This window comes from Mesorhizobium sp. Pch-S (genome assembly GCF_004136315.1).
GTDB lineage: Bacteria > Pseudomonadota > Alphaproteobacteria > Rhizobiales > Rhizobiaceae > Mesorhizobium.
In genome coordinates this window covers 6,031,418-6,044,852 of sequence record NZ_CP029562.1, presented here as the reverse complement: position 1 = coordinate 6,044,852, position 13,435 = coordinate 6,031,418, and the positions used below count along the sequence as shown (strand labels likewise).

General features: G+C 59.9%; 13 protein-coding genes and 1 pseudogene. 3 read left to right on the top strand and 11 right to left on the bottom strand.

The window, feature by feature from the left end; genetic code table 11:
* Positions 1-95: 95 nt before the first annotated feature.
* From gor to C1M53_RS28470, 5 genes and pseudogenes are all read right to left on the bottom strand, one after another.
* Positions 96-1,487, bottom strand: a complete 1,392-nt coding sequence (gor, locus tag C1M53_RS28490) for a glutathione-disulfide reductase (RefSeq protein WP_129415436.1) — start codon at positions 1,485-1,487, stop codon at positions 96-98.
* A gap of 111 nt (positions 1,488-1,598) precedes the next feature.
* On the bottom strand, positions 1,599-2,210 hold the full coding sequence (locus tag C1M53_RS28485; RefSeq protein WP_129415435.1) for a DUF2059 domain-containing protein: 612 nt from the start codon (positions 2,208-2,210) through the stop codon (positions 1,599-1,601).
* A 20-nt stretch (positions 2,211-2,230) separates the two neighbouring features.
* Positions 2,231-2,929 (bottom strand): ribose-5-phosphate isomerase RpiA, encoded by a 699-nt coding sequence (gene rpiA / locus C1M53_RS28480; protein WP_129415434.1) that lies wholly within the window; start codon positions 2,927-2,929, stop codon positions 2,231-2,233.
* A 91-nt stretch (positions 2,930-3,020) separates the two neighbouring features.
* Positions 3,021-3,885, bottom strand: a pseudogene (locus C1M53_RS28475) (esterase).
* A gap of 266 nt (positions 3,886-4,151) precedes the next feature.
* Entirely contained in the window at positions 4,152-6,062 is a 1,911-nt protein-coding gene (locus C1M53_RS28470; RefSeq protein ID WP_165358266.1) for an ABC transporter ATP-binding protein/permease, read from the bottom strand.
* 432 nt (positions 6,063-6,494) lie between these two features.
* Between C1M53_RS28470 and C1M53_RS28465 the strand changes: the two genes are divergently transcribed.
* The gene (locus tag C1M53_RS28465) at positions 6,495-7,868 is read left to right on the top strand and encodes a 3-deoxy-7-phosphoheptulonate synthase class II (RefSeq protein WP_129415432.1); all 1,374 of its coding nucleotides are present in this window, start codon (positions 6,495-6,497) and stop codon (positions 7,866-7,868) included.
* A 53-nt stretch (positions 7,869-7,921) separates the two neighbouring features.
* On the opposite strand, the gene C1M53_RS28460 is transcribed toward C1M53_RS28465, so the two are convergent.
* Positions 7,922-8,215, bottom strand: coding sequence for a hypothetical protein (locus C1M53_RS28460; protein ID WP_129415431.1), 294 nt, complete (start codon positions 8,213-8,215; stop codon positions 7,922-7,924).
* A 26-nt stretch (positions 8,216-8,241) separates the two neighbouring features.
* Here C1M53_RS28460 and C1M53_RS28455 point away from each other — a divergent pair, with 26 nt between their 5' ends.
* Positions 8,242-9,225: a LysR substrate-binding domain-containing protein gene (locus C1M53_RS28455; RefSeq protein WP_129415430.1), complete on the top strand. Its 984-nt coding sequence runs from the start codon at positions 8,242-8,244 to the stop codon at positions 9,223-9,225.
* Here C1M53_RS28455 and C1M53_RS28450 read toward each other — a convergent pair.
* From C1M53_RS28450 to C1M53_RS28440, 3 genes are all read right to left on the bottom strand, one after another.
* Positions 9,199-9,972 carry an RES family NAD+ phosphorylase gene (locus C1M53_RS28450; RefSeq protein ID WP_129415429.1) on the bottom strand — a complete coding sequence of 258 codons (774 nt, stop codon included), beginning with the start codon at positions 9,970-9,972 and terminating at the stop codon, positions 9,199-9,201. The genes C1M53_RS28455 and C1M53_RS28450 overlap by 27 nt on opposite strands.
* Entirely contained in the window at positions 9,932-10,312 is a 381-nt protein-coding gene (locus C1M53_RS28445) for an MbcA/ParS/Xre antitoxin family protein (RefSeq protein WP_129415428.1), read from the bottom strand. Before C1M53_RS28445 ends, C1M53_RS28450 begins: the two co-directional genes overlap by 41 nt.
* A 150-nt stretch (positions 10,313-10,462) precedes the next feature.
* Positions 10,463-11,533, bottom strand: a complete 1,071-nt coding sequence (locus tag C1M53_RS28440; RefSeq protein ID WP_129415427.1) for a GGDEF domain-containing protein — start codon at positions 11,531-11,533, stop codon at positions 10,463-10,465.
* 363 nt (positions 11,534-11,896) lie between these two features.
* Here C1M53_RS28440 and C1M53_RS28435 point away from each other — a divergent pair, with 363 nt between their 5' ends.
* Positions 11,897-12,256 (top strand): diacylglycerol kinase, encoded by a 360-nt coding sequence (locus C1M53_RS28435; RefSeq protein ID WP_129415426.1) that lies wholly within the window; start codon positions 11,897-11,899, stop codon positions 12,254-12,256.
* Here C1M53_RS28435 and C1M53_RS28430 read toward each other — a convergent pair.
* The gene (locus C1M53_RS28430) at positions 12,238-12,858 is read right to left on the bottom strand and encodes a DedA family protein (protein ID WP_129415425.1); all 621 of its coding nucleotides are present in this window, start codon (positions 12,856-12,858) and stop codon (positions 12,238-12,240) included. The genes C1M53_RS28435 and C1M53_RS28430 overlap by 19 nt on opposite strands.
* On the bottom strand, positions 12,855-13,433 hold the full coding sequence (locus C1M53_RS28425; RefSeq protein WP_129415424.1) for a DUF1003 domain-containing protein: 579 nt from the start codon (positions 13,431-13,433) through the stop codon (positions 12,855-12,857). Before C1M53_RS28425 ends, C1M53_RS28430 begins: the two co-directional genes overlap by 4 nt.
* Between the last annotated feature and the right edge of the window lie 2 nt (positions 13,434-13,435).

The following is a 13,435-nucleotide window of genomic DNA, read 5'->3' as shown; positions in this document are numbered from 1 at the left end:
CGAGGCCGGTATTTTGTCCTTAAACTATCCGGTGCTGCTCGGCAGTCAAGAGCAGGAGCCTGGTTTTTCTGCCTCGTCGGGTTCGATGGCGGGCACTAATCGATCCGTTCGCCGTTTTTGACGCGGTAGGTTGGTTTGTACATGGTGACCAGCTCTTCCGCGGCTGTCGGATGCACGGCCATGGTGCGGTCGAAATCATCCTTGGTGAGGCCCGCCTTGATCGGGATGCCCAGAAGCTGAGCCATCTCGCCGGCATCGGGTCCGAGTATATGCGCGCCAACCACCTTGCGGCTCGCCGCATCGACCACGAGTTTCATCAGCATCTTCTCGTCGCGTCCGGAAAGCGTGTGGCGCATCGGCCGGAAGGCGGCGCGATAAACCTCAAGCTCCGCGAAACGCTTGGCAGCATCATCCTCCGAAAGGCCGACGGTACCGATTTCCGGCTGCGAGAACACTGCAGTGGCAATGGTGTCGTGATCCGGGGAGGTCGGGTTGTTCTTGAATGCCGTCTCCACGAAACACATGGCCTCATGGATGGCGACCGGCGTCAGCTGTACACGGTTGGTGACATCGCCCACCGCCCAGATGTTGTCGACATTTGTGCGGGAATACTGGTCGACAATGACGGCGCCTGCCGCTGACAGCTCCACACCTGCGGCTTCGAGGCCGAGCTTTTCCGTGTTGGGCTGGCGGCCGATGGCAAGCATCATCTGATCAACCGTCAGGATGTCACCTCCCGTCACTCTCACGTCGAGTCTTCCGTTCGGGCGGCGCGTCACTTCTTCCGAGACCGTGCGGCAGAGGATGCGGATACCTTTCTTCTCCATGGTTTCATGCAAGGCGCGGCGCAGATCCATGTCGAAGCGGCTGAGGATTTCGGTGCCGCGGTAGATGAGCGTCGTTTCCACGCCGAGTCCGTGGAAGATATTGGCGAATTCGACGGCGATGTAGCCGCCACCCTCGATGGCGATCGCCTTCGGCAGTTCGGCCAGATGAAACGCCTCGTTGGAGGTGATGCAGTGTTCATGGCCTGGCAAGGCCGGATGCGCAGCGGGGCGGCCACCCGTGGCGATCAGGATCTGGTCGGCGGTGACGGTCCTGTCTTCCGCCGCCAGGCGGATGGTGTGACGGTCGATGAGAACGGCGCGGCTCTGAAAGGTCTCTCCGCCGGCACCCTGCACGCCCTTGGCATAAAGCCCCTCCAGCCGCGCGATCTCGCGGTCCTTGTTGGCAATCAACGTCTGCCAGTCGAAACTTGCCTGCGGCACGGTCCAGCCATACCCGGCAGCATCCTCGAAATGCTCTGGAAATTGCGACGCATAGACGAAGAGCTTCTTCGGCACGCAGCCGCGGATCACACAGGTGCCGCCGAAGCGATATTCCTCGGCGACGCCGACCCTCTTGCCGAGTGCTGCCGACACGCGTGCTGCCCGCACGCCACCTGAGCCGCCGCCGATAACGAAAAGGTCGTAGTCGTAAGCGCTCATGACGAAATCCTGTTCCTTTGTGCAACGCAGGTGAGAGGTAGGCGTCGAATCGTCAAAAGAAAAGCCCGGCCATGGCCGGGCTTTTGATCCAGTAACACCGAGATGCGGTGGTCAGTTGGCGCTGCCATCTGCAGGTGCGGCACCCTCGGCTGGAGCTGCGCCGTCGGCGGGCGCAGCGCCCTCAGCCGGAGCGGCGCCTTCGGTCGGGGCAGGAACCTTCGCGCCTGCGGCGGACTGCAGTGCTTCGCCGACCTGCTGGGCGAGGTCCCGAGCGACCCCATTCTGCCAGATTTCAGCGGCTTTCACGAGTTCGCGGGTCACGATCGGGCCGCTGTCGAGCAGCTTCTTGCCGGTCTCGGACTGGTAGAATGTCGCGATGTTGTTGAGGTCCTGTTCGGAGAACACCTTGGCATAAGCGGTCGCTGCTTCCTTCTCCAGATCGGAGCGGCGCGACGCCAGCGCAAGCGCCTTGGCGTTGATCGTCTGGCTGATCAGCTCCTGCAGGTCGGGGTTCTTCTGGATCAGCTGGGCTTCGAGCGCTGCAGCCGCCTGCGGCAGGATGTTGTCGAATGCGTCTGTCGCGTGGATTGCCGAGACCGCCGCGCGGGCCGCCTTGAGGTGCGATTCGGAGATTTCCTGGGCGGAAACGGGAGCAGCGAAGGCCACGACTGCGGCAGTTGCCAGCATCACGGAAAGGCGACGGACGCGGTTATTCAACATCATGATCGAAAAGACTCCCTGGTTTATCGGGGTGCGTGGACAGTTTCGATGCCATTGGCACCTGCAACGACTGCCGCGGACGCCAGCCCGATGAAAAGACCGTGCTCGACCACACCGGGGATGGCATGGAGGGCATTCGATAGCGCTCTTGTATTCGGAATGCGGCCAAAAGATGCATCGAGGATGAAATGACCGCCGTCTGTAACAAAAGGCTGGCCCGCCGTCATCCTCAATGTGATCGGCCCGGAAAGGCCGAGTTCGCGCGCAGCCGAGGCAACGGCGATCTCGGTCGCGCGCAGGCCGAAGCGGTTGACCTCGATGGGCAATGGAAAACGACCGAGCGTGTCCACGAGCTTGGAGCGGTCGGCAATGACGATCATGCGTTGCGAAGCCGCGGCCACGATCTTTTCGCGGAGCAGGGCACCCCCGCCACCCTTGACCAGTGTGAGCTCCGGATCGATTTCGTCGGCGCCATCAATGGTGAGGTCGAGTTCAGGCGTCTCTTCGAGGGTCGTCAGTGGCACGCCGAGTTCCGTGCACAATGCAGCCGTGCGTTCCGAAGTCGGCACGCCGATGACCGAAAGACCGGTGCCGACCTTTTCAGCCAGCAGCCGAACGAATTCCTCTGCCGTCGAGCCGGTGCCGATGCCGAGCCTCATGCCATCCGTGACATGGGCGAGGGCTGCCCGAGCGGATTCGATCTTTAGTTGCCTGGCATCCATGGTCGGAATTCGCTTCCCCGCGCCTTCGTTGCGGGGCTCCTAGCATTTTTGTCCGCACGGTCAAAGGGTATGCGGATGAGCTGGCCGGTTTCTACGCCACTTGCGGCGGCAGGTTGCCGGCGGTGAAGGCCTCACCGTCGAGCAGCCAGGCCAGAAATGGCGGCCATAAAGTGACTGCGAAGCGTGATCGGAAAAAGCCGAGATGACCGATCGGACCACCAGCGTCTTTCGGCGAAATCCAGCGTCTTTCGACCGAAGCTCGATTGTAGTGCTTCATCAGCGAGACCACGGCGCGTTCCGTTCCCCCTCCGATCGTCGGTCATGCGCAGCGACAGGATAGGCGTGTGCACGTCGGCGAAACGCGATGTCTCCTTGAGATCGGGATCGTCGAAGAAATAATCAGGCATCGAGCACCATCGAGCCCAGTCGCGGAAAACCGTTGCCGGGATTGGTTCGCCGAGGCGCATCCATTTCGGCATGCTACGGAAGAGATAGGAGAGCGGCACGCCAAGCAGGAACATGCGTGGTCCTGCCCATTTGTCGTCTAGACCGCGGTGATAGCCTGACATGACGGCGATCATGCCGTAGCGGGTGAAGCGGTTCGAAATGCCACTCAAACCCAGCGCCTGGCCGCCATAGGATTGGCCCACGCCGACCATGGGATGTTCCGGGGCAATCGCATTGAGCGCCCTGGTTGCCGCCGGCATGTCAAGCAGTCCCCAGTCTGCCATGCCGATGCGTTTCGACCAGGCTCTGGGAGTTATTGAATCGCCAGTGCCGCGATAATCATAAATGAGCGCGCCGCGCGCGCCGGCCTTCACGGCCGCGGTCGCAAAGGCCGCATAGAAGCCGCGTGGCACTGCGGTCGCCGAAGAGATCAACACGAGCGGCTGCTGTCCGTCGCCTTCGAACAGCGTGCCGGTAAGAGGAAAGCCATCGTCGGCGTCAAAGCGGATATCGCGTCGACGCACTTCCCGGCCGATTGGTTCCTTGTCCCGTTGAAGGGGGCCGGGTGGGATGGACTGCGCTTGGGGAGATGTCATCAATCCTGCCTCCCATGATCAGACCGAAGCCTACCATTGACGTAAACGTCAAAGTCAAGGTGGAGATGGGCGAGTTGTCTTCGCACATCGCATTGGATGGCACGACCAGATTGCGCCGACGCCAACTCATCGAGCGGCATGTGGCGGGGGGCTCCAGGCGAATGAGAGCGACGAATCCGTTACTTTTGCCTGAGCCGCATGCGTGTGATGCGTGCCCAGCCATCCTCCAGCCGCGGTGCCTTGGCGCTCGGCCGTGCAGGTGGATTGGCCAGGATGGTGGTGATCTCGCGCGGCAATGTCGGCACCAACGGTTTCTTCGTGGCGACACCATCGGCGATACTGAGCACGCTGTTGTAGAACTCCTCGCCACTTGCCGAACGTGGCGGGATCGCCTCGTGCATCACGCTGATGACGATGACATCGGGGCAATTGTCCTTGATCACCTGATGGAACGCCACCTTGCCCTGGGGATCGAGTGCTGCAGTCGCCTCATCCAGGAAAAGGAGCCCCGGTTGCTGCAGGAGAATTCGCGCAACGATCAACTTCTGCTTCTGGCCCCCGGAAAGGACCTGGTCCCAGCTATGATTGTCGCGTGTCGCTTCGGACAGATATTCGATGAATTCTCCGAGGCCGGCACGATGCAGCGCGGCCGCCGCTTTGGTATCGGAATGATCATCGGGTGAATCCGGCAGGCAGACCAGCTCCTTCAGCGATACTGGCGGCAGTTTCACTTCCTGCGCTGCGTAGAATGTTTTCACGCCTTCCGGGAAGACGACCGTGCCGCGCCCATAAGGCCACAACCCATTGATAGCCTTGATCAGAGAGGTTTTGCCGCTACCGGATTCACCTTTGAGGAAAGTCCATTCACCGCGCCGGAAGCGAAGCCGTTCGGTTGTCACGAACGGAGTTGAATCGGCGCCTTTCTGCATCAATTCGAGATGCTGAATGGTCAGGCCGAATACCGGATTTTGATAGGTGTAGCGGAAGTCCGAATGACCTGACTGGCGATAGAAGTCGGCCGGTTGCTGGACGTTTTCGATGGCGTCGGCCAGTTCGATGACGCGACGGCTGTTGGCTCTGAGCGCTGCGATCGCCGGCATCACGTGGATGAACCACGAACACTGGCTGATCAGTGAATTGACCAGCTCGGCACCGGTTATGTAGCCCTTGAGGTCGATCTTGTTGTGGATGAACGGGATGAGACCTGGCCCGTAGGCGACGATACGAGCGCCAATGAAATTGTAGACCAGTTCGAAGGATGAATAGCCGGCATTGACCCGGTTCAGGCGGCCCCATGTCTTGTCTATATCTTCATAGAGGCGACCGTGCATGGCCTTCTGAACTTCCTCGCCCCGCGCGGCTGCGACATGGAAGGAGCGACGCAACAAAGTCGTCAATTCACCGCGATAGCTGCCCTCGGCTTGTTGCATCCTGACGGACAGCCGTTCGAGCATGCCGCCGAGCTTCATGGCGATCCAGGTATTGATCGGGACGTAGGCTGCGACCGCCGCCAGCGCCAGCACGGCGCTGCCATAGTCGCCGAGGAATTCCAATCCCGCGACTTCGGTGGAGTCTGCAATCAGCTTTTGTCCGACAAAGAACAGTGAGGTGGCTACCGCCAGCACGCCCATGGCGAGCCCGATGGCGCCGCCGGTCATGTCCTTGATCGATTCCTGGACGCGCTGGTCGATGTTGTCGGGCGCGGTGCCGTTGCCCCCGTTCTGGGCATGGAAATGCGTGTGGTTGGAATCCAGCAGCGCATCATTGAAGCGGCCGTTGAGCCAGCCGCGCCATTTGCGATGCAGTGTTGCCGAAACCAATGTGCGGGTGCCGGTGATGCCGACATCCTTGATGATGACAAGCAGAACGAGCCAGCCGGCATTGCTCAGCAGCGAGGTGAGGGGTGTTGTGTTTGCAGCATCGTGGAAAAAGGCGATGGAGTTGACCAACTCGCCGGAGGCAATCGCGAACCAGACGCCGGTCTTGCTGGAAAGTGCCGTCAGCAGAGCGATGATGGCAGCCAGTGCCCACGCTTCTCGCCACCGGTCCGAGAACCAGTATGCCCGCATAAGGCCCCAGAAACCGCGCATCGAAGAAACCGGCGTCCGGGTTGGCGGTGTAGCCGTATCGTGGCGCCGCCGTTCCAGCATTGAATGGCTCGGTCTATCGACCCGAATCACTTCCCGCCCAAACCTCTCTAGTTTTGTTACACAGAGTAACACCAATTGATCATTTTCCGTTAACATTCTCACTAAATGGTTAGCAACGGTCTGTGACTGGCTTCACCCGCGTGGCTGATCCGCCACAGTGACGCAAGGGTAAGGTCTTGTCGGGCCAGCAAGTTTTGCGTCTTCAGCACAAACGGCGTAGGCCTCCAGAGGCACGCATAAGTCGTTCGCGTCCCTGCCAAATCCGGGCTAGAATAGGAAACCGGCTTCCTGTATGGAGCCGCATCTCCCTGTTGGGGAGCGTAGGGCTTGGGCGATAGTGCCGAGCCGCGAAAAGCGCGTTGGGTGCGACAAATGACGAAGTGGTCCCCGAATTCCTGGAGAGCGAAGCCAATCCAGCAGGTCCCTGCCTATCCGGACCTTCTAGCGCTGAAGGAGACCGAGGCGCGTCTTGCCAGCTTCCCGCCACTGGTTTTCGCCGGTGAAGCCCGCAAGCTGAAGAAGCAGCTGGCGGCCGTAGCCAATGGCGAGGCTTTCCTGCTGCAGGGTGGTGACTGCGCCGAGAGCTTTGCGGAACATGGCGCGGACAACATCCGCGACTTCTTCCGCGTGTTCCTGCAGATGGCGGTTGTGCTTACCTTTGCAGGATCGCAACCCGTGGTGAAGATCGGCCGTGTCGCCGGTCAATTCGCCAAGCCGCGTTCGTCTGACAATGAAACCAAGGGTGAGATCACGCTGCCGAGCTATCGCGGCGACATCATCAACGGCATTGAATTCGACGAAAAGTCGCGCGTGCCTGATCCTGCCCGCCAGGAAATGGCTTATCGCCAATCGGCGGCGACGCTCAACCTTCTGCGTGCCTTCGCCCAGGGTGGCTACGCCAGCCTGGAAAACGTTCATCGCTGGATGCTCGGTTTCGTCGCCGACAGTCCGCAAGCTGAGAAATACGAGGCGCTCGCCAACCGTATCACCGAAACCATGGATTTCATGCGGGCGGTGGGCATTACTTCCGAAACCAATTTCGCGCTGCGCGAGACGGATTTCTACACCAGCCATGAGGCGCTGCTGCTCGGTTACGAGGAGGCGCTGACCCGCGTCGACTCCACCTCAGGCGACTGGTACGCCACCTCGGGGCATATGATCTGGATCGGCGATCGTACCCGTCAGCCGGATCATGCGCATATTGAATATTGCCGCGGCATCAAGAATCCGCTCGGCCTGAAATGCGGTCCGTCGCTGACGCCGGATGGTCTCCTGGAGTTGATCGACCTGCTGAACCCCGAAAACGAGCCTGGCCGGCTTACGCTGATCGCGCGCTTCGGTGCCGACAAGGCTGCCGACCATCTTCCGAAGCTGGTGCGCGCGGTGAAGAATGCCGGCCGCAGCGTGGTGTGGTCGTGCGACCCGATGCACGGCAACACCGTGACCGCCGCCGGCTACAAGACGCGGCCGTTCGAACGCATTTTGAAAGAGGTGCAGACCTTCTTCGAAGTCCATCAGGCGGAAGGCACGCACGCGGGCGGCATCCACATCGAGATGACGGGCAAGAACGTCACCGAATGCACCGGCGGCGCCCGGGCCATCACGGCGGAGGATCTGCAGGATCGCTATCACACCCATTGCGATCCGCGCCTCAATGCCGACCAGTCGATCGAATTGGCTTTCCTCGTATCGGAATTGCTCAAGAAGAGCCACGTCCGCCAGCCGCATACGCAGGCCGCCGAGTAAACCAGACTGTTTTGGAAGAAAAAGGCGCCGGTTTCGGCGCCTTTTTGTTGCGATCAATCCGTCAATGTTCGCGTTTTGATCCCCGGGCGCGGTTTCGTTGGGCCGGAACGGGTATTGCCGTCCTCGCCAACCGGAGTTCCACCTGTACCTGGAAACAGGATCTCGAGGGCCGCGGGCTCACGCAGTCGCAGATAGCTATGCTCGTCGGTGCGCCACAGTCCGATGTCGCGCAGCTGAGCGTCATTCATTCCGTCGAACGAACCGGAGTTGTCGAAGCGGCGCACGCCAACGACACGGAAGCGAGAAAGGCCCAGCACAGCGGTAAGTCTTCTCAACAGCGCTTTCATCTTCGCCTCAGGATTCGGCAATTCGTGTGAGAGCAAGATGGTGGGTAACGGTCAGCCTGACAAAGCGAAATATCGCTATCTGCCATAAAGAATGCTTATGTATGCGCATGAAGCTGCCGCCTATTGCCGCCATTCGGGCCTTTGAGGCCGCCGCAAGATATCAAAGCTTCACGCGCGCCGCTGAGGAGCTCGGCATGACGCAGGCGGCAGTCAGCTATCAGATAAAGCTGTTGGAAGACCGCATTGGCGTTCCGCTTTTTGTGCGTGAGCCAAGGCAGGTGACCTTGACGGCGGCAGGCCGGAAGCTGTCGCCAAAGGTCACCGAGGCGTTGGATTTGCTGGGCTCCGCCTTTGTCGAAGTGGCGAGGAAGCCTGATCTGCATCTGATCATATCGACATTGCCGACAGTCGCCTCGACCTGGCTCGTACCGCGTCTGTCGTCTTTCCAGGCTGCAAATCCGGAGGTCCGGATCAAGTTGCATACGTCGAATGACAGCATGGATTTTGCCAGGGAAGACATCGATGTGATGATCCGGGGCAGCGACAGCGTGCTGCCGGAACATGAGGTCTTCTCGCTGTTTCCGATGGAGTATGCGCCGGTCTGCACGGCTGACTATCGCGAGCGGCATGCCATCACGCAACCCGCTGATCTTCTGAAAGTTCGCAGGTTTGGAGCGCTTAGCTGGTGGGCGCATTGGCTCACCGGCGCCGGTGTCGAGAACGGCAGCGACGACAGCCGCATGGATCTGGTGATCGGCGTTCAGAGCATTGACGTCGGATTGACCTTGCGGGGGCAGGGTGTCGCCATGGTGATGCCGATTTTTTTCGCCGACGAATTGAGCAGCGGCCGGCTGATACGGCCCTTCCAGCATATCGGGCGTGACGACCGCAGCTACAGTCTGGTCTATCCAAAGTCGCGCCGGCAGTCGCGAAAGATCAGGCTTTTCCGCGAATGGGTCATCGCCGAAGCAGAGGCGACGCGCTCAGCCTTTGCCACGATCCCAGTTTAATGCTGCAAGCCGCGGATCGCCGGCAAAGGCGGTACGCTCGAAACCGATGCGGCGCGGCGGAAATTCACACAAAGCCTGCACGCCGGACGCACTGAGGCGCACACGCCAAGTCTGCCATTCCATCGGTTGCGGGTTGTTGAAGATCGTACAGGTCAACAAAGCGAGATTCTTGCCGTCCGGATCCCGTACGGACTGATAGCGGATGGCTTTCAGACCTGTTTCGCGCGCGGTATCCGCAAGAGCTTGAGTGGCCACGTAGTCGGTTGGGTGCGTCCATGCGCCTTTGTTGCTGTCCAGTGGCGGCCTGGTGAGATCAAGCGCCCTGTCGGTGCGGTATGCGGCTGAAAACGCAGTGTACTCGGCGGCGTCCCGTGGCCATGGCGTGTCGGGTGACTCCGCAAAGAACAGCAGCCGGTAGAACGACATTTCCGCGACTGCGGTGGCGATGGTTGCAGCCGCATAGTAGACGCCGAGCGTCCGTCCGGCGCGACGGAACCGCGAGCCGTAAGGATAGACGGAGCCGTAGCGGAACGGGGTGGCGAGCAGATAGTGCAGATGCCGGCATTCGAGCGGAATATGCGGCTTGGTGTCTTCTATCAGTTGTTCCAGCAGCGTCTGTTCATCCAGCGTATCGACGAGTTTCAGCGTGGAGACATGGTGTTGCGCCTCCACCATGCGCCAGCACGTCCCGTCGAGGCCGATTGCCTCAGACGAGAGCGCGGCGGGCGTCCAGATAGCCAATGACATCGACGAGTCCGGTAACGGTCAGGATTTTCTCCAGCGGCTTGCCATCCAGCGCCGTGTTGGCGTTGCGCAGCCATGCGCGCGCCACGGTCTCGTCACCGCCGGTGATGGCGTCGAGCGATCGAAACAGGCGTATGAACAGGACTGCCAGTTCGAATGGCTTTGAACCTCTGTCGAGCAGGAACTCGCTCTTGCGCATGCGCGAAACCGTCGCCTCGGAAACGCCGATGATCATGGACAAGGCTCGCGCGGTAACGTCCAGCCGTTCCGCGGCCCGTAGCGTTGCCTTGGTGATGACGGCGCTTTCTTCCGCGCGGGGGGCTGCTGCAGTCCTGGTAGACATGATTCTTCCTTTCTGCTGCAAATATAAGGCAGAAAAGTTCATCATGAAAGGTTTTTGATGAAAAACAGAACAAAACAAGAACAAAACAAGAACAAAAATGGTGACGTTTTGCTGTGGCTACGCAACGCAGTTCCGCCACCAACCAGAAATCTAGTCTTTCTTGTAGATCAGCCAGTTCTTGCTTGCACGTCCGCCCATGACTGAATGGCGCGTGACGCGATTGCGGCCCTCGACCTTGGAGCGGTAAAGAGCACGGTCGGCCTTGGAATAGAGATCTTCAGGTCCGATGGCCTCTGAAGCCATGCAGATGCCCATCGAGATCGTCACCGTACCGTAGCTGGCGCCACTCTGACTGCTGACGAAGGGTGTCTGCTCGATCAGGATGCGGATGCGTTCGGCAATGTCGAAAGTTGCTTCCTCGCTGGCGCCTTCGATGATGAGGGCGAATTCCTCACCTCCTGTTCGGGCAACGAACATGCCGGTGGAGACACTGGTCTGGAACACGTCGGCGATGTCCTTGAGGATCTTGTCGCCCACCGGGTGGCCGTAGCGGTCGTTGATTTCCTTGAAGCGGTCGATGTCGGCCAGGATCAGTGCATTGAACAGGATGCCCTTGTTGCTGTTGTAGATACGCGCGATCTCGGCATCGAAAGCACGGCGGTTCCAAACCTGGGTCAAGGGATCGGTGTCGGCAAGGCGCTTGTATTCCTCAAGCTTCGACTTGACGCTTTCAAGCTCGGCCGTCTTGTCGCCCAACGTGCTCGCAACCTGCTTGCCGTGATCGATGGTCGAGGCGGTTGCCGTCGAAACCGCGCCGACGATCTTTTCCAGCAGTTCCTTGGAAATCACGCTGCGGTTGGCAAGTCCATCGGAAGTCTCGTCGAGTATCTTGCCATATTTCTCGATATGGCTGCGCTCGTTGCGCAGTAGCGAGGCAATATCTTCCAGTTCACGTGCCAGAACATCACGCACATGGTCGACGATGCCGTGCTTGTGGTTTTGAGCGAAGAACCTGCGCCCGATCCGGTCCAGATCATCCTGTGTTGGCCGCTTGCTGAGGTCGAGCACGGCGAGGCTGAGCTCCGGATTTGTTCCAGCCAGCGCTTCATAGAAAATCTCGTAATTGCGAGGCATCGCAATGACGCCGAGTTGCCGCATCGTCGCCACGACAGTGGTCGCAATATCGGAACTCCGCTCAGGCGTGACGGCTGCCGGCTGCATTTGGACCCAATTCCCCCATCGGAACCGACGCGAGACAAAGGTCTCTAAGCTGCCGGTTGCAGAACTCATTTCGAAGTCGAATCCACACGAAAGACGTTCCGCCAACGACTTTCGCTCGCAAGACCTTAGATGTGCTAGCGCTAAAGTTTTCTTAACCTGCCGATTTTCCGGCGCATTTTTCTACTTGAGGCTGTGCTTGTTGTGCAAGAGCAGGCAAAGATATTTTTGTCGGCTTTCATTCGGGGCGTAGAAGAACCGGATTCGGCAATCTTGGTTGCGGATGAACGGAGGATATCGGATAAGCACGCCACTCCATCGTAAGGCGCAATCGAACAGGCCGATCGTCGGAAAGGGACAGATTTCATGAAGCGGCTGATCGACGCCTTCCACAACTCCGTTCGCGCATTCCGCCGGCTCGCGCAAAGCGAAGCGGCCTTCCAGCAGGAATTGATGCTGCTTGTGCTGGCCATTCCGCTCGGCTGGTTCGTCGCGACAAGCTGGAGCGGCTATGCGCTGTTGATCGGTGCGGTTCTCGTCCTCATCATGGTGGAGGTCCTGAACACCGGTATCGAGGCGACCTGTGATGCCATCAGCCGCGAATTCAACATCGATATCCAGCTCGCCAAGGACTGCGGCTCTCTTGCCGTGCTGATCTCCATTGTCCTTGCTGCGGGCATCTGGCTGTTCGCCATTGTCGAGCGCCTTTACGGCGCGCCGATCTGATTTGCTTGGCCGGTCCGGTTTTCACGGGCTTTTTCACGACGAAGCAGGTGGCGGGCAACAGTGATTGCAGCCGTCATGACGATGACGCCGATCGCGAACGCGACCAGCAGGCGTTCGTGGTGGAGCAGGGCGCGGCCGACGATTTGTTCCGCGCCAACACCGAAGAGATAGCCGAAACCGCAGAACAGCGTCGCCCAGACCGCGGCTGAAATGGCGTTCAAGACAAGGAACCGCGCCGTCGTGATTCCGGAAAGACCGGCAACCACACCACCCAGGATGCGCATGCCGTAGACATAACGGTTTGACAGCACGTAGATGTTCGGGTGGTCGGTGACGAGCTGACGGGCGCGATCGAAACCGGGCTTGCGGCTGACACGCTGCACAAGTCTAGTCTGGGCGAAACTTCTCCCAAGCGCGAAGAAGGCTGCGTCACCGGCAAACGCGCCGGCAAAGACGGCCAGCAGCATCTGCCAGACTGCGAAGACGTGCTGATGGGCAAAGAAGCCCCCGAGCATGGCAACGGTTTCGCCCTCCGCCATGCAACCCAGGAAAACGGCCAGCAATCCATACTGTTCGATGAATCGATGAAGGGTTTCCGTCATTTGCGCGAACGCGTCGGGCGGGCACGCGCCGCCAGCCTTTGTTCGAGTTGCAGCATGTGATCGGCGAGGTGCTTGATGTCTTCGCGCATTGCCATGATCTGGCTGTGCCGTAACTCGTCCAGCTTTTCGTGCAACGCCATGATTTCGATTTCGGCCTTGAGGTTAACCTCATAGTCGTGCGCGGCAGCGGTACGATCGCGTTCGGCTTGCCGGTTCTGCGACATCATGATGACCGGCGCCTGGATGGCAGCCAGCATCGACAGCACCAGGTTGAGGAAGATGTAGGGGTAGGGATCAAACGCTCCGCTGACCAGAACGACGCTGTTGAGCAATGTCCAGGCGACCAGAAACACCATGAAGGAGATGATGAAGCCCCATGAGCCGCCGATCCTGGCCACCGCATCGGCAACGCGTGCGCCGGTCGTGGCGCCCTGTTGGTCGGAATCCCCGGAGTGGAAGGACACCGCCTTGCGATCGATTGCGCTCTGCAGCACGCGACGTTCGCTGTCGGTCAGGGCATCGGCGTTGCGCGACAACCAGCGGCTGGCCAGTTCCGCCATGGTTCTGTGTTGCATCT

What these genes read in the sequence shown, in the direction of transcription:
- C1M53_RS28465 (WP_129415432.1), top strand. Translation starts at nt 6,495, where the DNA reads ATGACGAAGTGGTCCCCGAATTCCTGGAGAGCGAAGCCAATCCAGCAG.
- C1M53_RS28470 (WP_165358266.1), bottom strand. Translation starts at nt 6,062, where the DNA reads ATGCGCGGTTTCTGGGGCCTTATGCGGGCATACTGGTTCTCGGACCGG.
- C1M53_RS28425 (WP_129415424.1), bottom strand. Translation starts at nt 13,433, where the DNA reads ATGCAACACAGAACCATGGCGGAACTGGCCAGCCGCTGGTTGTCGCGC.
- C1M53_RS28460 (WP_129415431.1), bottom strand. Translation starts at nt 8,215, where the DNA reads ATGAAAGCGCTGTTGAGAAGACTTACCGCTGTGCTGGGCCTTTCTCGC.
- C1M53_RS28450 (WP_129415429.1), bottom strand. Translation starts at nt 9,972, where the DNA reads ATGTCATTGGCTATCTGGACGCCCGCCGCGCTCTCGTCTGAGGCAATC.
- C1M53_RS28485 (WP_129415435.1), bottom strand. Translation starts at nt 2,210, where the DNA reads ATGATGTTGAATAACCGCGTCCGTCGCCTTTCCGTGATGCTGGCAACT.
- C1M53_RS28440 (WP_129415427.1), bottom strand. Translation starts at nt 11,533, where the DNA reads ATGCAGCCGGCAGCCGTCACGCCTGAGCGGAGTTCCGATATTGCGACC.
- rpiA (WP_129415434.1), bottom strand. Translation starts at nt 2,929, where the DNA reads ATGGATGCCAGGCAACTAAAGATCGAATCCGCTCGGGCAGCCCTCGCC.
- gor (WP_129415436.1), bottom strand. Translation starts at nt 1,487, where the DNA reads ATGAGCGCTTACGACTACGACCTTTTCGTTATCGGCGGCGGCTCAGGT.
- C1M53_RS28435 (WP_129415426.1), top strand. Translation starts at nt 11,897, where the DNA reads ATGAAGCGGCTGATCGACGCCTTCCACAACTCCGTTCGCGCATTCCGC.
- C1M53_RS28445 (WP_129415428.1), bottom strand. Translation starts at nt 10,312, where the DNA reads ATGTCTACCAGGACTGCAGCAGCCCCCCGCGCGGAAGAAAGCGCCGTC.
- C1M53_RS28430 (WP_129415425.1), bottom strand. Translation starts at nt 12,858, where the DNA reads ATGACGGAAACCCTTCATCGATTCATCGAACAGTATGGATTGCTGGCC.